Below are 20,563 nucleotides of genomic sequence, written 5' to 3' on the forward strand. Positions count from 1 at the left end.
AATTACTCAACCCCCGTAGTAATGATTAGATTCCCATAACCATCTACAAAAAGATTTTGCCCTTCATAAATAACCGTAACGGCTGACTTCTCTTCAATAATAGCAGGCCCTTGTATCACTTCATTTGTTGGCAAACTACTACGATCATATACTTTTGTATTTATCCAGCCTCTTTCCTCAAAATAGACTGGTCTAATCTCTTTAAGTGCCTCTTCAATATTGCCTTCCTTTTCATTCTGTTGTAATTCTGGCTTTGTAACTTTTCCAAAGGCAGTTACGTGAAGACTTACTATTTCTGTTTGTGCATTCAACAATTTAAAGGTAAAGTTTTTCTCATGCAATTCATGGAACTTGTCTACTATTTCATGAATATCTTCATTAGTCCATTCACCGCCAGGCACTGGAACTTTCACAGTATGTTCTTGTCCCACATAACGCATATCAGCAAATCTAGTAAACATCACTCTCTGTTTTTCAACGCCTTCTTCTTCAAATTGCAGGAATGCATTACTTTCAATCGTGTGCCATTCATTTGCTATTTCTTTTAAATCAATAGCATTGATTCGTTTTATATATGTTTTAATATAGTCATGTCGGAGGTCTGTCATCAGCATACCCCAAGCTGAAAATACAGGAGATGCTAATGGAATAACCACCTTTTTTACCCCTAGTTCTTTTGCAAGGGCAGGAGCATGCATAGATCCTCCTCCTCCAAAAGCGACTAATGTAAATTCTCTAGGATTATGCCCTTTTCTGATCGAAATTAACTTCAATGCATTTAGCATATTAGAGTTAGCAATACGGATGATGCCAAGTGCAGCTTCTTCTGGACTAATATCAAAATGGTTGGCAACATTTTCTTCAATGGCTTGTTTTACCCTTGAAATATCTACCTTATAGTCAAAGTTTTTAGCTGAAAGTCTTCCTGTAAATAGATTTGCATCTGTAGTTGTAGGTTTAGTACCTCCCTGTCCATACGCAACTGGTCCTGGCAATGCTCCGGCTGACTGTGGTCCTACCTTTAACGAACCTGCATCATCAATCCACGCAATAGATCCTCCACCGTTTCCAATTTCAACAATATCAACTACAGGCGCTTTTATTGGATACCCTGCACTCCTAGAATTACGATCAATATAGTAGTCAGTTGTTACTTTTACTTCACCATCTTCAATTAATGAACATTTTGCTGTTGTTCCGCCTATATCAAAGGCAATAATATTTTTTTCGCCAATCAGTTCTCCTAGAACCGCTGCTCCAAAAATTCCAGCGACTGGACCAGATTCAACCATGTTAATTGGAAGTTTTTTTGCTTGATCAAATGTTGTCGTTCCCCCATTTGACTGCATAATATAGTTCCTGCTATTCGTTTGATTTTCCTCAAGTTTATTCTGGAGACGCTCTATATAACTAGAAGCTATCGGCTGAACATAAGCATTCAGAATGGTTGTATTTGTTCTCTCATATTCGCGCCATTCTTTTGTTGTTTCGTGGGAAGCCGTTACAGCGATTTCTGGCCAAAGCTCTTTAATTAGTTCTACAGTTTTCTGCTCATGAATTGGGTTTACGTATGAATGCAAATATGCTACTGCAATTGCTTCTACTTCTTCCCTTTTGAAATATTCAATAATTTCCTTTACTTGATCACTATTAAGGGGTGTTAGTATTTCACCTTTATAATTGAGTCTTTCTTCTACTTCTTTCCTTAAAGCTCTCTCTACAAAAGGTTCAGGCTTTTTATAGCGCACATTAAATAAATCAGGCCTGTTTCCGCGGGCAATTTCCAGCACATCTCTAAAGCCCTTTGTTGTAATGAGACCTGTTTTTACTCCTTTTTTCTCAGTAAGCGCATTAATAATAACAGTTGTACCATGAATAAAGGTTGTAATGGCTTCTTGGTCTACTTCACTTTTTGAAATGACATCGATTACACCTTGTTCAAAATTCGGAGGTGTTGTGTGGCTTTTTGCAACTCCAAACCTTCCTTGTTCATCTACATATACTAAATCAGTAAAAGTACCGCCAATATCAGTTGCAACTCTCATTTTTCCCCATCCTTTCCACGAGTCAAAATCTTCAAAAAATTACAGGCGTCAAAACACTATATAATACAGTTTCTTGATTCAGCGGATTTTCCCACTGATGCGGTTTCTCAGATGGAAAGTGAATAGATTCCCCTGCACTTAAAAGATATTCCTTATCACCTACTCTGAAAATAACCGTCCCTTCTAATACGTAGTGGATCTCCTCCCCGTGATGGCTAAATACCTCACTGTCTTTATAATTCGGCGCTAGGGTTACTCTTAAAGCCTCAAGTTGTCTGCCTGGAATTTCTCCACTTAACCTTACATATTTGGAAGAAGAACCTTCCATTTTAAAAGTTTTTTGATCAGCTTTTTTGACTGCATAGTTTTGTCCATGCTGTTCCTCAAAAAAATAGGTCATATTCACTTCAAATGCATCTGCAATTTTTTTTAGCGAGGTGATAGCTAACGAGGATGTCCCCCTTTCCACCTGAGAAAGAAATCCTACAGAAAGTCCAGTTTTTTCACTTAACTCTTTCAATGTGGCACTATTCTTTAATCTAAGATCTTTTACCTTTGCACTAATTTCGTCCATCTAGGTGATCCTTTCTTCATACGCATTTTTATAGTTAAACTATAATTTTAAGGTTTTACCTTATTTTTTATAGTGTTACTATAATATTTTTCATAATATCATAATTAATTATAAATTTAAAGATAATTTTAATAATTAAATCTTATCAATTAATTCCATCAACTCCTTGTCTAACAGTAATAAAAACAAGAACCTGCTTCAAGCAAGTTCTCTAGTGATATGCCTATATTAACTACATATTGCACCTACATTACAACTACTCTAGTATCTTCCCTTCCGTTTCCGGAATAAACAGTATGGTGATCATTGTTACCACAACAAACGCCTCTATGAATGAAACGGTTGCCCCAAATGTCCATCCCATTCCAATGACGAAACCGATTATCGATGGGGCAAAAGTATTTGCCCAGCGCTGTGATGCTGCTCCAAAGCTGTAGCCAGCACCGCGGACATTTGTCGGATAAACTTCCCCAAACCATGTATTCCAAACTGCCCATGCCCCTTGATTAAAGAAAGAAAGAAGAAAGTTAAATGCATATAGCTCAACCATATTTGTTGAAAAGGCGAATAAGAAACCACTGATGGCTGCACCAGTTACAAATAGGAACAAAATCTTTTTCCTTCCAAACTTAGCTGTAAGATGGGAGGCAACCATATAACCTGGTATCTGCATAATGGAAGTTAAAGCCAGGAATCCTAAGCTTTGTGACATGGATAACCCTTTTTCCATTAACAATGTCGGAATCCATGTATATAATCCCCAATAACCAAATGCAAGAGTAAAGTTTACAATTGTTTGCAATGACGTTAACTTTAGCCATTTCCCTTTAAAAATCTCAAAATAGTTGGCTTGTTTTACATTTAAAACTTCTAAATTCGTATTTTGATCTAGATTAATTTGATCCTTACTTAAAAATTTAATGACCGCTTTCGCTTCCTCCTGGCGTCCTTTACCAGCCAGCCAGTATGGAGATTCAGGGATTTTCAGCAGCATAAATGCCCATAATCCACCTAAAGAACTGATAAATAGGACCACTCTCCAGCCGCCAAGAGCACCTTCAACCTCCATAAATAAAACAGTAACTCCTACTGCAATGAGGACACCAATCGGCCAACCCGCTGATAAATAACCGCCATATTTTCCTCGTTGTTTCACAGGAAGCATTTCCTCAAAATAAGGGAAAATACAAACTAGCATTCCTGCCAATGCTAAACCTGCTAGAAGTCTTCCTGCATAAAGCATTTCAAAGTTAACAGAAAACACACTGATTAAAGAAAATAAAGTGTAAAGCAATAAACTATACATCATTGTTTTTTTACGACCAATCTTATCGGAAATGAATCCCCAAATATAAGCCCCGGGAATCATTCCTAGAAAGATAGCCCCAATGATTGAACCTGTTTGTACTGCTGTTAAGTTAAATTCAGCTGCAATCGCCCCACTAAGAAAGATAATAATCATCATTTCCCATGCTTCAACTACAAATGCAAAGAATAGAACCATTCCTACAAATGCGTGTCGGCTATTAAATGGCATATCCTTAAATAATTCTCCCACCTGCATAACTGACTCAGCTTTAGCTTTCAACGCAGCATTGGACATATATTTTCATCTCCCATTGAAACTGAATGCTCAGTATTTTTAAAAGTTGATTTTTTAAACGAGATTTAGCTAGCTTAGTCTTCCAATCTCTCAATATAAATCTTCTCTTTCCCTTCAAGCCAAATTCGCTCACCAATTTGGACAAGCTTGTCAAATTCCGAATAATCGACTTGCGCAAAAACGTTAACAGGCTCATTGCCTTTGTGGCTTCTTGCCAGCTCAGCACCATAGTATATGGCTAAAGCCTGCGGGAGAACGCCTTCTTCCTCCCAATTCCAATCCCGCCAATAACACACTTCCCCAACACTTGTATAAATGGTCTGATTTTCTCTTGGAGGCAAGTCCTGTTCATTATAGCCAAAATTGAATTCCCTGCCTGACCATCTTGATTGAGCAGCAACACTTTCTAACGGAAGAGCATTCCAAATCCTCTCACAAGTTAATGGAGCCTTCCCCTCTAGTAAAGTTGCTGAAATCTCTCCCCCGCCTTCAAACCGAAATCTTATTCTTTTCAACGCTGCTGCACATCCTCTTAAGTTCATATTTCCAGTGAATTCTAAATTATCTGTAATATTTAGGTAAAAATGGAGGAAGGCATTCTTTTAAGAATTTCCTTCCCATTTCAACCATGAGCCCAAGGTGCATATTCTTTACTCGCTGCTTTTTTGTTTATTTTCCGGTAACATATTCATTTCTTAAATCTTTTTCGGCATCCTCAGAAGATCTTTCGGACGGATTCCCAAAGCCGCCGCCACCACCGGTCATGACTTTGACAATATCGCCTTTACGTACTTTTCTTCCGTTTACCTTTAGTAGATGTTCAACCTCTCTGCCTGAAATAATTTCTACATCAGGCTTTGCGCCAGGCAGGCCTCCAAATAATCCCCATGCTGGAGTCTTGGATCTTTCAAACCATAGAGAAACTGTCGCATCTTCACTAAGAATCTCGTATTCTCTTTCAACCCCAAGACCCCCGCGATACTGGCCGGCTCCTCCAGAGTTTTGTCTTAAACCATATTGATTGATTCTAATCGGATACTTTGACTCAAATACTTCGATTGGCAAGTTTTTGAAGTCCCCACTCACATGGTTGATCAATGCTGATTGGCCGTCTCCAGAATGGAATGCACCCCATCCTCCGGCAGTCGCTTCCACACTTAAAAATGACTCATTTGTTCTTTCATCCATTCCTGCAAATGTCACTACCATGGAATCTCCGTAATGAGCACCAGCGGCCTTATCTTTCATGACAGGGGATAGTGCTTTAATAATTAAATCAATCAATAAACCTAGCGGAGTAAAATACCAGCCGCATGGGGCAGGCTCTACTGCATGGAAGATTGTTGCTTCTGGAGCAATAACTTTCATTGTTCTAAAGTTCCCGCCAGTTACAGGAGAATTCGGACTAATTAAATCTTTAAATGCCACACGGCAGGCTGAAATCGTCTGAGCATAGCCGCAGTTCGTTTGTCCGAAGCGCTGCTTGCTAGAGCCTGTAAGATCAATCGTAATATAATCGCCCTCAACCTTTACTTGAACCTTTACAAGAATCGGTTCATCCTTGACCCCATCATTATCCAGGTATCCTTCTGCCTCATAGACGCCATCCGGAATATTGCGAATAACGCTGCGGTCCATTTCTTCTGATTGTTTAAAAATATCATGAATACAGCGATTAATTCGGTCGATGCCAAAGCGGACAATTAATTCCTTGAATCTTTTTTCACCTGTCCGGCAGGCTGCAATTTGCGCATTTAAATCTCCCAATGCAGCTTCACGGAAACGGTTATTCGAAACAATTAAGCGGATTACATCTTCGATTGGCTTCCCTTGATCATAAATTTTAGTAGGAGGAATTCGGATACCCTCTTGATAAATACTTGTTGCATCCATGGGATACCCAGGATCCTTCGAGCCAATATCTAACCAGTGGGCACGGTTTGCTGTAAAGCCAACGAGCTCACCTTCTAAGAAAATTGGAGAGAATACCGTAACATCATTTAAATGCGTTCCGCCAATATATGAATCATTTAAAATATACACATCTCCATCTTTATAGTTTTCAATTCCGCCGATTACGTTGGTAGTTACTTTTATACATTCATCAATGTTTCCAAGAAATATTGGCAATCCGGCAGACTGTCCTAATAGCTCTACATCGCGGTTAAAAATACAAACACTACAATCCTTCATTTCATAAATAATCGGTGAAAATGCGCTTCTCGCTAGACTTGCGTTCATTTCATCCGCAGCCGAGATAAGAGCATTCCTTACAATTTCCGTTGTAACCGGATTTTCTAAATATACTGGTGTTTGAGTGCTCATACCAAAACCTCCTGTTCAGCTGTTTCTTTAACAATTTCAATATTCTGATATTCATCAATGCGAATATAGTGTTTTGGCGGTATAACTAAAGTTGAGTTTTTATCTTCAACAACCGCTGGCCCATTGAAATAGTTTCCATAGGATAGCTCCTCAGTTGAATATACCTTTGTTTCTTCTTCAACATTATTCCAAACTACATTTCGTTTTGATGATGGTACCGCTTGTTTTTCAGATCGTTCGTCCGACTTCACATATTCTACCTTTTCAAGATCTCCAAAGGCTGTAGCACGAAGGTTCACGATCTCTATTGACCCTTTCGGATTATTATGTCCGTAAATATCTAAATGGGCTTTATGGAAGTCCTCTTCGATTTCCTTAAGATTATTTGTTTCGTTTAATATATTTACCGTATATTCCTGACCAGCATAGCGGACATCAATGCTATTTTGGAAACGAATATGCTCGGTTTGAATGTTCTGCTGATTTAACACTGCAATGCTTTCCTGTTTCATTTCCTCATATAAGGATTCAAGCTGGCTATAATTCACTTCTTCGATGCTAGATACATAGTTTCGCACCGTATCAAAGCGGATGTCTGTTTGCAGCATGCCCCAAGCAGAGAATGTTCCAGATACGCTCGGTACAAATACTTTCTTCATATCTAATAGATCTGCAATTAATACAGCATGCATTGGTCCTGCGCCGCCAAATGCAACTAATGTGAAATCACGAGGATCAATTCCGCGCTTAACCGTTAATGTACGAATAGCATCTGCCATCTTCGCATTCGCAATATCACAAATTCCTTCAGCTGTTTCTTGAACAGAAAGTCCAATTTGATCTGCAACCGATTTCACTGCTTCAATCGCTGCTTGTTTATCCAGCTTGATGTCGCCGCCTAAGAAGTTATTTTCATCGATACGGCCTAGTACTAAATTTGCATCTGTCACAGTCGGCTGTTTTCCCCCTTGTCCATAACAAGCCGGTCCTGGTGAGGAGCCTGCACTTTTCGGTCCTACACGCAATCCGCCTGCCTCCACCCATGCAATGGATCCGCCTCCTGCTCCAATCGTATGAATATTAACCATAGGTGATAAAATCGGGAAGCCTTCCATATGAATTTCAGCTGTAATATCTGGCTGTCCATCAATAATCATACTTACATCAAAACTCGTTCCTCCCATATCCACACAAATTAAGTTTGGATCGCCTGTCAGCTTTGTTAAATTCATTCCGCCAATCGTTCCGCCTACCGGTCCAGACATAAGTGTCTGCAATGGAAGACGCTGAGCAATCTTGGATGTCATAACCCCTCCATTAGACTGCATAATGTAAATATCTTTTTTGAAGCCTCTCTTCTCTACTTCCTTCTCTAAAATATTTAAGTATTTTTTTACGATAGGAGCGATATATGCATTGATAACCGTTGTACTAACACGCTCATATTCTCTCCACTCACGGGCAATATCGCTAGAAAGCGAGACCGGAATATCAAGCTCTTTTTCGATGATGCTGCGAATTTTATCTTCGTGATTTGGATTACGGTAAGCGTGCATTAAGCACACAGCCACTGCATCATAGTTTTTATCTTTTAATTGGCCGATAATTTGCTTCAGGTTTTCTTCATCTAGCGGTGTCACGACAGAGCCGTCAAATGTCACTCTTTCTTGAATTTCATAAATATGCTCTCGCTCCACTAAAGTAGATGGCTTATTGAACTGAATATTGTACATTTCAGTCCGGTTTGCCCTGCCGATTTCATACACATCTCTAAATCCTTTCGTTACTATTAGGGCTACATTTGCACCCTTTCTTTCAAGGAAAGCATTTAATCCAGATGTTGTTCCATGAACAAAGTATTCGATTTCAGATAAATCCCCTACATAATGACTTATTGCCTCTAAAACACCTTCAGCTAGATTATGCGGAGTTGTTAAAGTTTTTTTCGTATGATAGACATTTTTCAGACGGTCAAACACAACTAAATCTGTAAAAGTACCTCCAATATCTACTCCAAGACGATAACGCGACATTATGCTTCCTCCCTTTCTGTTTCACTTCATCTTTTATGTTGTATTCCCTTTTAAAACCCTATTTGCATGTTGGTCAAAACATTAAGTATATGCAATTGACATGCATTCCTCCCTTCAAGGTTTCTATCAATCTATTAGTTAAAAATAACTGGTGTAATTACAGATAATAAAATCGTTTCTTGATCAAGCGGATTCTCCCACATATGGGGAAGTGTGGACGGAAAATGGATTGCTTCTCCCTCACGCAAATAATAAACATTCTGATCAACCGTGATTAACACTGCACCCTTTAGGACATAATAAAATTCTTCCCCCGGATGCCTAGCCATTTCTATATCCCTTTGATGCGGCTGCATTGTAACTTGAAAAGGCTCAATCTTTCTGTCAGTAAAATTATTGCTGAGACGAATATAAGTAGAATCAGAGCTTTCAATCTTAAAAGATTTTTGATTTTCCTTTTTAACTGCATAATTTAAATTCTCAGGCTCCTCAAAAAAATGAATCATCTTTACACCAAAAGCATCAGCAATTTTTTTTAATGACGTAATAGCAAGTGAAGATGTTCCTCTTTCTATTTGTGATAAAAAACTTACGGAAAGGTCCGTCTTTTCACTCAGCTCTTTTAAAGTCATTCCCTGTTCAAATCGTAATTGCTTAATTTTTTCAAAAATTTCCTTCATTACTAAATCCCTTTCTATAAATGAAGAATTTTTACTGCTGCACTGTAATTGTTTATGATTCTATCATAATTCACTTTAATACAAAAGAATATTTTAAATATTTTTTATAGTTATAATTAATTGTTATTTTAGAATATTTTCGTTGTATAACTTATTCTTGTAAAGCACATAAAAAAAAACGCATCATATTAGATGCGTTTCAATAGCTATCACTTTTCTTCTGCAAATCTCTTAACTATCTCCTCAATTTCAAGTAACAACTAAATCAGCATTGTTAAGAATTTCTGCATCAATGATATCCGAGGTTTGAATTGAATTATCTACTCCCACTTCATCCATGGCTTTTACAGCATTTAGGTTTAAGACATACGCCTCAATTCCTGCACTATAAACATTCCAATCATCAGCCAAATACTTCTTCCCCTAGCCCTCTGCCATTGGGCTTCGGCATGAATTGCCTGTACATAGAAAATAAATTGTTTTTTAGTCATGATTTTAACTCCGTTATTAATGAATAAATAGCAGCCAAATATATAAACCAACCAATGTGATAAATAAAGTTGGAATCGTTAAGACAATCCCCGTTTTAAAATACGTTCCCCATGAGATTTTTACACCTTTTAAGGAAAGAACATGCATCCATAATAAGGTGGCTAGAGAACCAATTGGTGTAATTTTGGGACCTAAGTCCGAACCAATGACATTGGCATAAATGAGTGCTTCTCTTATGACTCCCGTTGTATTTGTGTCTGAAATCGCTAAAGCATCAATCATCACGGTAGGCAAATTATTCATCACAGATGAAAGCAGCGCAGCAATGAATCCCATCCCGAGTGTCGCGGCAAATAATCCTTGATCGGCAGCTGATTGAATAACATCAGCTAAAACATTCGTTAACCCCACATTTCGCAATCCATAAACAACCACATACATCCCAATTGAGAAAAAGACAATAGCCCAAGGAGCCCCTTTCATGACAGTCCTTGTATTCACCGCATGGCTCCTTCTTGCCATGAATAGGAAGAAAACAGCTACAACCCCAGCAATGATAGAGACTGGAATTCCAGTAAATTCACTAGCAAAATACCCCATAAGGAGGACTGCCAGTACATACCATGACAATAGAAACATTTTTTCGTCCCGTATTGCTTCTACTGGTTTTTTTAGGTCCGATAAGTCGTAGTTCTTTGGAATGCTCTTACGAAAGAAAAGATATAATACCAAAATACTAGAAGCAAGAGAAAAGAAGTTTGGGATAATCATTCTTGATGCAAATTCATTAAATCCGATTCCAAAATAATCGGCAGAAACGATATTAACAAGATTACTAACAACTAAGGGAAGCGATGTTGTATCTGCAATGAATCCACTGGCTATGATAAACGGAAAAACCATTTTTTCATTAAATTGCAGATTTCGGACCATTGATAATACAATAGGTGTAAGGATGAGCGCAGTTCCGTCATTAGTGAATAATGCGGAAACAATAGCACCTAGAATGGTGATATATACAAACATTCTTATCCCATTTCCCTTTGCTGCTCTCGCCATATTTAAGGCGGCCCATTCAAAAAATCCTATTTCATCTAAAATAAGCGATATAATTATAATGGCAATTAACGTTAATGTGGCATTCCAAACAATTAATATCACATCTATGAAATCATGAAAGTCCACGACTCCGACAATAAGTGCCAGCATAGCTCCTCCGCAAGCCGACCAGCCAATTCCTAACCCTTTCGGCTGCCAAATAACTAATATTATAGTGGCCAAAAAGATAATACTTGCTAAAATAATTGAAAACATCGTGAACCCCCAACTATCTCTATTTACATCCATCAGTATATAGGCATACTCCTAGACGTTCAATATAAATTAAGCCTTTGCAGTCAATGTCTTATTCAAATGAATTACTTTATTGACAGATTTTTCATTCTTTTATATATTATATATGAGCATATATTCATATATCAATTGAGGTGTCTATAATGATTTACGATGTGTTAATTATCGGAGCTGGCCAGGCTGGCTTATCCATGGGATACTATTTAAAAAAATCATCCTTGTCCTTTCTTATTTTTGATAGTCATAAGCGTGTCGGTGACGTATGGAGAAATAGATATGATTCCCTTGTCTTGTTTACCACACGTTCTTATAGTTCCTTACATGGCTTAATGATGGAGGGGGACCCAGATGGGTTTCCTACAAAGAATGAAGTAGCTGATTATTTAGAGAAGTATGCTAAAACCTTTCAATTGCCCATACAGCTTGATACAAAAGTTAAACAAGTATATAAAACAGATAAATATTTTAATATTGTTATTCAAAATTCTACTCTTCAGGCCAAGAAAGTGGTTATCGCAACAGGTCCCTTTCACCATCCTAGAATTCCTGCTTTTTCAAAAGAACTTCAAGATGATGTCATCCAGCTACATTCTTCCCAATATAAAAAACCCAAACAGCTGAAAGAAGGAAACGTTCTAGTCGTTGGGGGTGGTAATTCCGGTGCGCAAATTGCTGTTGAACTTTCCGAATCCCATCCTACTTATCTTTCGGCGGGAGAAGCCTTGCGTTTCTTCCCTTTAACCTTTACAAATAAAAGTATATTTTGGTGGCTAGATCAATTAGGGATATTAAAGGCAAACTCAACTTCTAAAATAGCAAAATGGCTTCGGAAAAAAGGCGATCCTATTTTTGGTCTGGAATTAAAAGAGAAAATTAAACTAGGGAAAGTATCTATGAAGGGAAGAACAATTGGCATCAAACAAAAAGAAATCCTATTTACAGATACTTCCACTTTGAAAGCTGATAATATTATTTGGGCTACGGGTTTTGAAACTAATTTTTCCATGTTGGATTTCCCGCAGATTTTTGATGAAAAAGGAAAAGTAATTCACGAACGAGGAATATCAAATATAGACGGATTGTATTTTCTTGGCCTGCCCTGGCAGCATAGGCGAGGCTCTGCTCTTTTATTAGGGGTTGGCGATGATGCAAAGTTTTTATTCGAAAACATCATAATGGATTATTCTTGAATTAACGCAGCAATCGTGTTGCGTTTTTTCTTTTAGTATCAGTAAATAATAGATATAATCTATGTATTAATCATTCGATCAAATATTACTTTTAATAGGAGATACATTATGGACTTGAGAGAACGGTATGAAATACTTTTTAATAAAATGAATCAATACAATTCGGGTGATATCGGTATAACGCGTGTTGCCTACACGAATGAAGAGCAGGCGGGTACCCATGCCTTCATGAGGCTTTGTATGGATGAAAAATTAGATGTTCGCCTTGACCCTTGCGGAAACTTAATTGCAAGAAGGGAAGGAAAAATAAAGGGCCTTCCACCAGTTGTGATCGGATCTCACTTAGATACTGTGTATCAAGGCGGAAAATATGACGGTTTAGTTGGAGTGACAGCTGGGTTGGAGGTAATTTCGCGATTAAATGATAAGGGAGTCGTGACAGATCATCCGATTGAAGTCGTTTCTTTCGCTTGTGAGGAATCCTCCCGATTTGGCGTTTCTACTTTTGGGAGTAAGGCAATGGCTGGACTCCTAGATAAAGAAAAATACAGGCATCTGAAAGACCGCGATGGCCTTACGATGGAAAAAGCATTAGCCCTATGTGCCCTTGATTTTAATAGTATTGATGAAGCAAGCAGAGCAAACGAAGAATTCAAGGCATATTTCGAGCTGCATGTGGAGCAAGGTCCCGTTCTCATTAATAATCAGAAAAAAATTGGGATTGTAACTGGGATCGCAGCACCAGCTAGACTTCTTCTAAAAATCTTTGGAAAGGCCTCACATTCAGGTACAACCCCAATGAATATGAGAAAGGACGCTCTCCTCGGTGCTTCCGAAATTGCCTTAGAGCTTGAAAAAGCGGCAATGCTTGAACAAGCGTACGGAACTGTTGGAACAGTTGGCGTTTTGGATATTCCTTCAGGAGCGATGAATGTCGTTCCAGGTGAGGTTGAGCTTAAGATTGACATCCGATCTACATCTACCGAATCAAGAGAACGTGTGTTAAACCATGTCTATGAAACGATTGCCTCAGTAAAAGCAAAGAGACAGCTCGAGATCGAAACGAATGTTATTAGTTTAGAGGAGCCCGTTATTCTTTCTGAAGAACTTGTAGAAGAAGTCAGGAACATTTGTGATCGCAGAAATCTATCATACGAAGTCATGCAGAGCGGGGCTGGCCATGACGCGATGAACATGACAAGACTTGGTCCAGTTGGGCTGATCTTTGTACCATCTGTTGATGGATTAAGTCATCATCCTGATGAATACACAGATCTAGACGACATTTTACTCGGAATTGATGTTTTAGAAGAGGCTGTTATACAATATGCGAAAGCGTAACTCATGTTCTAACATATAAATGACTAAGAAAAAACGAAGGTGTTAGCCAAGTCTTTGGAATAATGCCTTCGTTTTATTTTATTCTTGTTCGTTCTGAGCATTTTGTAAACTACTTTAGTTAATAACACTTACTATGAAACTTTCATGGTTAGCATTTTCGTACTACCTAGCTAAAACCCTGACCATGAAGCGCTCATAGCTAGTGTTTTCATACTCACCCAACCAAAACCATCACCATGAGGCTCTCATGATTAGCATTTTCATACTATCCTATCTAAAACCCTCACTATGAAGCGTTCATAGGTAGCATTTTCATACTCACCCAACTAAAACCCTTACCATGAAGCATTTATTGTTAGCATTTTCAAGCTCCTTCTACCAAAACCCTCACCATGAATTGCGTTTTCCTTTAATAACACCAAAAACTGGCAGCATGAGTATATCACCGTTACCTATTCCACCCATTTCCAGTAACGTCTAAATGACCATTTCTCTTCTTTTTTGGTATACTATATATCGTTAATTCACATACAAAAACTATCCGAAGAATCTCTACTAGAATGGACGTGAATCTTTAAAATGAAAACAGTTATTTACAAAGAAGAAGCCGGCTATGCGCTTAAAGCGGATTTCCATGAACCGGATCGTGAAAATGCTCCTGTTGTCGTATATATACATGGGGGCGGCCTCCTATGGGGTACAAGAAAAGAACTTTCTGCTGAAATGATACAGCTTTATACAAATAATGGCTTTGCCGTGTTCTCTATTGATTACAGACTTGCTCCTGAAACAAAACTATCGGGCATCCTTGATGATATCCAAGATGCGCTGAACTGGATAAAATCTGAAGGACCTAATCAATTCTCAATTGATCCGGATAGAATAGCCGTAATCGGCGGATCAGCAGGCGGATTTCTAGCACTGTCTACCGGTACACTTTCAAACAAGCCGCGTGCAATCGTATCCTTCTACGGATATGGAGATATAGGCGCTGATTGGGCTACAACCCCTAACAGCTACTACCTCCAAAAAGATAGAGTACCAAAAGAGATTGCCGATCAGCTTGTATCTAATCAAATAATTACAGAAGCTTCTGTTCAACCCCGGTTCCTTCTATATTTATATGCACGACAAACTGGGGATTGGATTCAAGAAGTAACTGGAATTAACCCGCAAATGAACGAAGAAACGATTCAAAAGTATTCTCCCATTTACAATATTGATGCGGATTACCCGCCTACTTTATTCTTACATGGAACGAAAGATGTAGACGTCCCTTACGAACAATCTGTTTTAATGAGCGAAGCCCTATCAAAAGCAAGCGTTGAAAGCAAATTAATTACCATCCCTAATGGAGAGCATGTATTCGATAAGGATTTCCATAACCCAACTGTCCAAGATGCACTTAAAGAAGTCATAGAATTCCTGAAATCCCATTTATCTTAGTAAATTAATTCTTTTCCTTCTCCCTATTGGAATGATGGAGAAGGATTTTTTTCCTCCCAAAAAGCGATTTAGGAATCGAGGCTACAAATGTCTCCCATATATTTTACAGAGAGAAGCTATTTTATTAGGACTTTTGTCCTGATTAAGCTACCAAATTTATGTAAAAGATGAAGGAAAATGTCTTTTTCTTAGAACCTTTGTCGAATCTATTTCGAAATATGAAATATCTCCTATAATAAAGGTATACTTGAAAACATTAGTAGGAGAAGATGAAGATGAACAAGTATTCATTAGAGAAATTAGTCCTTAAGCGCATTAATATAATGAGAAAAGAAATGATCCGAATTGCACATGAAACCGGAATGAATAGTGTTGAAACGATAAATTATAGCCAAAAGCTAGACCGTTTAATATACCTTCACCTTTTGCATTTTTCATTAAGTGATCGTACTATCCATAGAGGTCATTCAGCTAGTTAATCAACCTATAATTCTTACTAAATTGGGGCTAGAAGATCTAGCTCTTTTTTCTATTTTATAGAAGTTAAATTTATGAAATCCCTCTAACTAGTCCATACTGAATACAGATTCTTTTTTAGGGGTGTCATATTTTGTCATACAATTTATTTACTAGCTTTGCGCGTTTACCGCTAATATTTCGAGTATTAATTATTTCACTTACGCTGATTTTTACATTTGGAACGATAATTCACTTATTAGAACCAGACCAATTTAAAACTATTTTCGAAGGTATTTGGTGGGCTGTAGTCACAGCAGCTACAGTTGGCTATGGAGATTTTGCACCGAAGACCGTTTTTGGGAGACTTGCCGGGATTGCTTTAATCATGATCGGAGCTGGATTTTTAGCCACCTATTTTGTCACACTGGCCACTGTTGCAGTAACAAGACAGAATGATTTAATTGAAGGGAAGCTTGCTTTCAAAGGGAAAAAACATCTAATTATTATCGGGTGGAATGAACGTTCACGTGAAATTCTTCAGGCACTTTGTAAAAATCATAAAGATATTGCGATCACCTTAATTGATGAATCACTCGGAAAAAACCCATTGCCTGATAGGAATGTGCATTTTATTCAAGGTCGTTCCAACGTTGATGAAGTGCTGATAAAAGCTAATATATTAGAAGCAAGTAAAGTGATTATTACCGCTGACCCGAACAAGGGTGAGCTTCATGCTGATATGGGCTCCATTTTAACCTTGCTTGCTGTAAAGGGGCTTAATCCTCATGTCCCCTGCATCGTTGAAATTCTAACTTTAGAGCAGGTTGCCAACGCGAAAAGAGCTGGGGCCGATGAGGTTGTCCAAACAAATATTTTAACAAGCTTTGTGATGATTAATAGCATCTTTTCACAGGAGCTGGTAACATCCTTTTTAGACTTATTACGGCAGATGGATAACCGAAAATTAACGTTTCAGCAGGCTTCAATAGACATATTGGACATGTCTTATATGGAACTTAGTCAATTACTAATTAAAGACGGAATTCTATTGCTCGGAGTAAAAAGAGGGGAGGAAACGCTATTAAATCCTCCGGTCCCCTTTCATATTCACGCAAATGATCAATTAATTATCATTACGAATTAACCATTTAAGAGCACTGCTTCCAATTCTTTGACAAGCACTTTCCCATGATCCATGAATTTCTCCGGGAATTCAGCATCCTTTTCGATTGGCTCCGAAAATTGATTAAATGATCCAGATATGACCGCAGTATGCGCATGGTCGTCCAAACTATCCTCATAAAGGTGTGAGAGCAAAAACGGTCTCCCGAGCTCGACTATACATCCTCTCGCATCTAGCTGCCCGTCTACTGCCATAAAGGGAAGCCTTAAAAATTGATAGCCCTCCTTGTTATCGATCTTATAATCAAAATAGCCTTTGTCATAATCCCAGTTGCCGCCGATTGAATAGCCGATTGGTTTTAACTTCTGTTCTAATTTATACAAATCAAAGCTTTTACCCTCTAATTCTGAAGGAATTTCAATCATTTAGGATATCTCCTTTCCATTCTTTTGAATAGTTTCCCCGAAAATAAAGGTTTCATTAAAAAAAGAGTGCTCGTTTAAACGAACACTCCTTTTTTATCTAAGCCGCTTTTCTAGCTCTTCCTTCTTGTCTTCAAACCCTGGTTTTCCTAATAGAGCAAACATATTTACTTTATAAGCCTCTACACCTGGCTGATCGAAAGGGTTGACACCTAATAAATAGCCGCTCATCGCACAGGCTTTTTCAAAGAAATATACGAGATAGCCAAAGGTAAAGGCATCTAATTTAGGAATAGATAAGACTAGATTTGGCACACCTCCATCAGTATGCGCTAGTACAGCCCCTTCAAACGCCTTATTGTTGACAAAGTCTACTGTTTTTCCAGCTAAATAATTTAGATCATCTAAGTCATTATCTGCCTTTTCAATGATTAACTCTTGACGTGGTTTATCAACCTTCATAATTGTCGCAAACAGATTCCTTCGTCCATCTTGAATATATTGACCAATAGAATGCAGATCCGTTGAGAAATTGGCCGAGGATGGGTAGATTCCTTTTAAGTCCTTTCCTTCACTTTCACCGAATAACTGCTTCCACCATTCTGAAAAGGATTGTAAAGCTGGCTCATAGTTAATGAGCATTTCTGTCGTCTTTCCTTTGTTGTATAAAATATAGCGAATAGCTGCATATTGATAGGCTATATTTTCAAGCAGTTCTGAACTGCTCAGCTCTTCTCGGGCAAGGGCAGCACCCTTCATCATTTCTCCAATTTCAGCACCGCTAACAGCTATTGGCAATAAACCCACTGCTGTTAATACCGAGTATCGGCCGCCAATATCATCAGGAACAACAAATGTTTCATAGCCTTCTTCGTCTGCAAGTGTTTTTAAGGCCCCTCTTTCCCTATCTGTTGTTGCATAAATTCTCCTGCGTGCTTCCTCTAAACCATATTGCTCCTCCAATCGCTTGCGAAAAATCCGAAAGGCAATGGCTGGTTCAGTCGTTGTACCTGATTTAGAGATAATGTTTATGGAGAAGTCCTTCCCATCAAGAAAGTCAATCACATCTTTCATGTAAGAAGAGCTTAAATTATTGCCGACAAAAATTATTTGCGGAGTTCCTCTTTTTTCCTTTGACAGTGCATTATAAAAGCTATGATTTAACATTTCAATTGCTGCACGGGCACCTAAGTAAGAACCCCCAATACCAATTACGAGCAAAACATCAGAATCTCCAATAATTTTTTCAGCTGATTGTTTTATCCGAGAAAATTCTTGTTTATCATATTGAATAGGGTAATCCATCCAACCTAAAAATTCATTTCCCTGTCCAGTATTCTCATGCAAAGAGTGATGAGCAACCTTTACCGCATCTTGCATATATGTAAGCTCATGGTCACTGAAAAATGCAAATGCCTTTGAGTAATCAAAACGAACATATGTCATGTCTGATCCTCCAATTATGTAATTTCATAAAAACATACCGGATTACTTTCAGTATCTATTTTATTCTACTAAACTTTAACGGAAAGCAGGCGTATAATCAAGAAACATCCGTTAGTAATATATCTACTTTTATTTACATTTTATGAGCTGTCAAAGTGAAAAATGTCGAAAATAGCGACCTATCTTAAGACGCAAAAAATCCTTGCACATAAGTACAAGGATTTTTTGTTCTATCATTGTAGACGGAAAAACAAATCATATTCTAGTTGGAGCGAACAACAGAATAGTCTATTATTTTTATTAGTTTTATTGTTTTTTATATTCCATCTATAATCAAAGTTTGGATTAGCTTAAAATTTTGTTAATACGTTCAATTGCCCAATCTAACTCTTCCTCTGTAATTACAAGTGGAGGTGCAAAGCGAATGACTGTATCATGTGTTTCTTTACATAATAAGCCTTCTTCCTTTAAAGCCTCACAATATTTGCGAGCTGGTTCAGTTAATTCAACACCAATAAATAAGCCACGTCCACGAACATCTTTAATTATCGGATTTTTGATTTCTTTTAACTTGTTAACGAAGTACTCACCAAGCTTCAAAGAACGCTCAGCTAAGTTTTCTTCAACAAGAACCTCCATAGCAGCAATGGATACAGCACAAGCCATTGGATTTCCGCCAAATGTGGAGCCGTGAGATCCTGGATTGAATACACCTAGAACTTCCTTATTTGCAACGACACAGGAGATCGGGAAAACTCCGCCGCCTAATGCTTTTCCTAGGATGTACATATCTGGATCTACATCTTCCCATTCACAAGCAAACATTTTACCAGTACGCGCTAGACCTGCTTGAATTTCATCAGCAATGAATAATACATTGTTTTCTTTACATGTTTCGTATGCAGCTTTCATAAAGCCTTCTTCAGGAATAATAATTCCAGCTTCCCCTTGGATTGGCTCAATTAAGAATGCAGCAGTGTTTTCCGTGATTGCCGATTTCAATGCCTCAAGATCACCGTAAGGAATTAATTTAATGCCAGGAAGCATTGGTCCAAATCCACGCTTGTATTCCGCTTCTGAAGAAAGAGAAACAGCTGTCATTGTACGTCCGTGGAAGTTTCCAACACATGCAATGATCTCTGCTTGATTTTCAGCTACACCTTTTACATCGTATGCCCAGCGGCGAGCAGCTTTAAATGCTGTTTCAACCGCTTCAGCACCCGTATTCATAGGAAGAGCCATTTCTTTATTTGTTAGCTTACAAATCATTTCATACCATGGACCAAGCTGATCATTATGGAATGCACGAGAGGTAAGGGTTACACGATCTGCTTGATCTTTTAATGCTTGAATAATTTTCGGATGTCTATGTCCTTGGTTTACTGCCGAGTAAGCACTTAACATATCCATGTATTTATTGCCTTCAGGATCCTCAACCCATACACCTTCAGCCTTTGATATGACGATTGGCAGCGGATGATAGTTCTTTGCACCATATTTCTCAGTTTGTTCAATCAATGAATTTGTATTTGTTAATGCTGTCATGAATACATTCCTCCTAATGTCCGAGTAATCCCTTTCATTGTACCGTTAAGCTGTTACACTTTAAACCCTGAAAGGAAATTTTTTAATACATTTCTGATGTAGTTTTTGCTTGCATATGAAGAAGCAGATAATCAGGTCCGCCTGCTTTAGAGTCAGTTCCCGACATGTTGAATCCGCCGAATGGCTGGTAGCCTACAATAGCACCTGTACAGCCGCGGTTAAAATATAGGTTTCCAACATGGAAATCTTCACGAGCTTTTTCTTGGTTCAAACGGTTATTGGTAATAACTGCACCCGTTAAGCCGTATTCTGTGTTGTTAGCAATGTCAATCGCTTCATCGAAATCTTTAGCTTTTGTAAAGCCTACAACTGGTCCAAAGATTTCTTCCTTCATGATGCGAGATTCTGGTGAAAGGTCAGCGAATACAGTTGGATTGATGAAGTAGCCTTTGGAATCGTCCCCTTCACCGCCTGTCATTAGCTTAC

General features: G+C 38.2%; 17 protein-coding genes and 1 pseudogene. 5 read left to right on the top strand and 13 right to left on the bottom strand.

Going from position 1 to position 20,563, the window contains the following annotated elements; all coding sequences use genetic code 11:
- Positions 1-2: 2 nt before the first annotated feature.
- From V7122_RS12045 to V7122_RS12085, 9 genes and pseudogenes are all read right to left on the bottom strand, one after another.
- A complete protein-coding gene (locus tag V7122_RS12045) occupies positions 3-2,045 on the bottom strand; it encodes a hydantoinase/oxoprolinase family protein (RefSeq protein ID WP_335485824.1) in 2,043 nt (680 codons plus the stop codon).
- Between the two features lie 31 nt (positions 2,046-2,076).
- Entirely contained in the window at positions 2,077-2,619 is a 543-nt protein-coding gene (locus tag V7122_RS12050; protein ID WP_335526940.1) for a helix-turn-helix domain-containing protein, read from the bottom strand.
- Positions 2,620-2,875: 256 nt separating this feature from the next.
- Positions 2,876-4,222 (bottom strand): MFS transporter, encoded by a 1,347-nt coding sequence (locus V7122_RS12055; protein WP_335526943.1) that lies wholly within the window; start codon positions 4,220-4,222, stop codon positions 2,876-2,878.
- Between the two features lie 74 nt (positions 4,223-4,296).
- A complete protein-coding gene (locus tag V7122_RS12060; protein ID WP_335344273.1) occupies positions 4,297-4,737 on the bottom strand; it encodes a DUF3830 family protein in 441 nt (146 codons plus the stop codon).
- A 154-nt stretch (positions 4,738-4,891) separates the two neighbouring features.
- The gene (locus V7122_RS12065) at positions 4,892-6,547 is read right to left on the bottom strand and encodes a hydantoinase B/oxoprolinase family protein (protein WP_335526945.1); all 1,656 of its coding nucleotides are present in this window, start codon (positions 6,545-6,547) and stop codon (positions 4,892-4,894) included.
- Positions 6,544-8,580 (bottom strand): hydantoinase/oxoprolinase family protein, encoded by a 2,037-nt coding sequence (locus tag V7122_RS12070; RefSeq protein ID WP_335526947.1) that lies wholly within the window; start codon positions 8,578-8,580, stop codon positions 6,544-6,546. The genes V7122_RS12065 and V7122_RS12070 overlap by 4 nt, the downstream gene beginning before the upstream one ends.
- Before the next feature lie 134 nt (positions 8,581-8,714).
- The gene (locus V7122_RS12075) at positions 8,715-9,260 is read right to left on the bottom strand and encodes a helix-turn-helix domain-containing protein (RefSeq protein WP_335344270.1); all 546 of its coding nucleotides are present in this window, start codon (positions 9,258-9,260) and stop codon (positions 8,715-8,717) included.
- A 252-nt stretch (positions 9,261-9,512) separates the two neighbouring features.
- Positions 9,513-9,737, bottom strand: a pseudogene (locus V7122_RS12080) (arsenate reductase); the annotation flags it as partial.
- Positions 9,738-9,767: 30 nt separating this feature from the next.
- Positions 9,768-11,066, bottom strand: a complete 1,299-nt coding sequence (locus V7122_RS12085; protein WP_335526949.1) for an arsenic transporter — start codon at positions 11,064-11,066, stop codon at positions 9,768-9,770.
- Between the two features lie 182 nt (positions 11,067-11,248).
- Here V7122_RS12085 and V7122_RS12090 point away from each other — a divergent pair, with 182 nt between their 5' ends.
- The 5 genes from V7122_RS12090 to V7122_RS12110 all read left to right on the top strand — a co-directional run bounded on the left by V7122_RS12090 (position 11,249) and on the right by V7122_RS12110 (position 16,685).
- On the top strand, positions 11,249-12,295 hold the full coding sequence (locus tag V7122_RS12090; protein WP_335526950.1) for a flavin-containing monooxygenase: 1,047 nt from the start codon (positions 11,249-11,251) through the stop codon (positions 12,293-12,295).
- A gap of 108 nt (positions 12,296-12,403) precedes the next feature.
- Complete coding sequence (locus tag V7122_RS12095) at positions 12,404-13,636, top strand: Zn-dependent hydrolase (RefSeq protein ID WP_335526952.1); 1,233 nt, start codon at positions 12,404-12,406, stop codon at positions 13,634-13,636.
- A 579-nt stretch (positions 13,637-14,215) separates the two neighbouring features.
- Positions 14,216-15,082, top strand: coding sequence for an alpha/beta hydrolase (locus V7122_RS12100; protein WP_335526954.1), 867 nt, complete (start codon positions 14,216-14,218; stop codon positions 15,080-15,082).
- Between the two features lie 275 nt (positions 15,083-15,357).
- Positions 15,358-15,561: an aspartyl-phosphate phosphatase Spo0E family protein gene (locus V7122_RS12105; RefSeq protein WP_335344265.1), complete on the top strand. Its 204-nt coding sequence runs from the start codon at positions 15,358-15,360 to the stop codon at positions 15,559-15,561.
- 131 nt (positions 15,562-15,692) lie between these two features.
- Complete coding sequence (locus V7122_RS12110; RefSeq protein WP_335526956.1) at positions 15,693-16,685, top strand: potassium channel family protein; 993 nt, start codon at positions 15,693-15,695, stop codon at positions 16,683-16,685.
- On the opposite strand, the gene V7122_RS12115 is transcribed toward V7122_RS12110, so the two are convergent.
- The 4 genes from V7122_RS12115 to V7122_RS12130 form a co-directional block, all read right to left on the bottom strand.
- A complete protein-coding gene (locus V7122_RS12115) occupies positions 16,682-17,089 on the bottom strand; it encodes a YugN-like family protein (protein WP_335526958.1) in 408 nt (135 codons plus the stop codon). The two genes, V7122_RS12110 and V7122_RS12115, sit on opposite strands and share 4 nt — an antisense overlap.
- 93 nt (positions 17,090-17,182) lie before the next feature.
- Complete coding sequence (locus tag V7122_RS12120) at positions 17,183-18,532, bottom strand: glucose-6-phosphate isomerase (RefSeq protein WP_335526960.1); 1,350 nt, start codon at positions 18,530-18,532, stop codon at positions 17,183-17,185.
- Positions 18,533-18,877: 345 nt separating this feature from the next.
- The gene (locus V7122_RS12125) at positions 18,878-20,077 is read right to left on the bottom strand and encodes an ornithine--oxo-acid transaminase (RefSeq protein ID WP_335526962.1); all 1,200 of its coding nucleotides are present in this window, start codon (positions 20,075-20,077) and stop codon (positions 18,878-18,880) included.
- Between the two features lie 82 nt (positions 20,078-20,159).
- A partial coding sequence (locus V7122_RS12130; RefSeq protein WP_335526964.1) for an aldehyde dehydrogenase family protein occupies positions 20,160-20,563 on the bottom strand: 404 nt, incomplete at its 5' end.

This window comes from Bacillus sp. JJ1532, assembly GCF_036965085.1.
In the GTDB taxonomy this organism is placed as follows: Bacteria; Bacillota; Bacilli; order Bacillales; family Cytobacillaceae; genus Cytobacillus.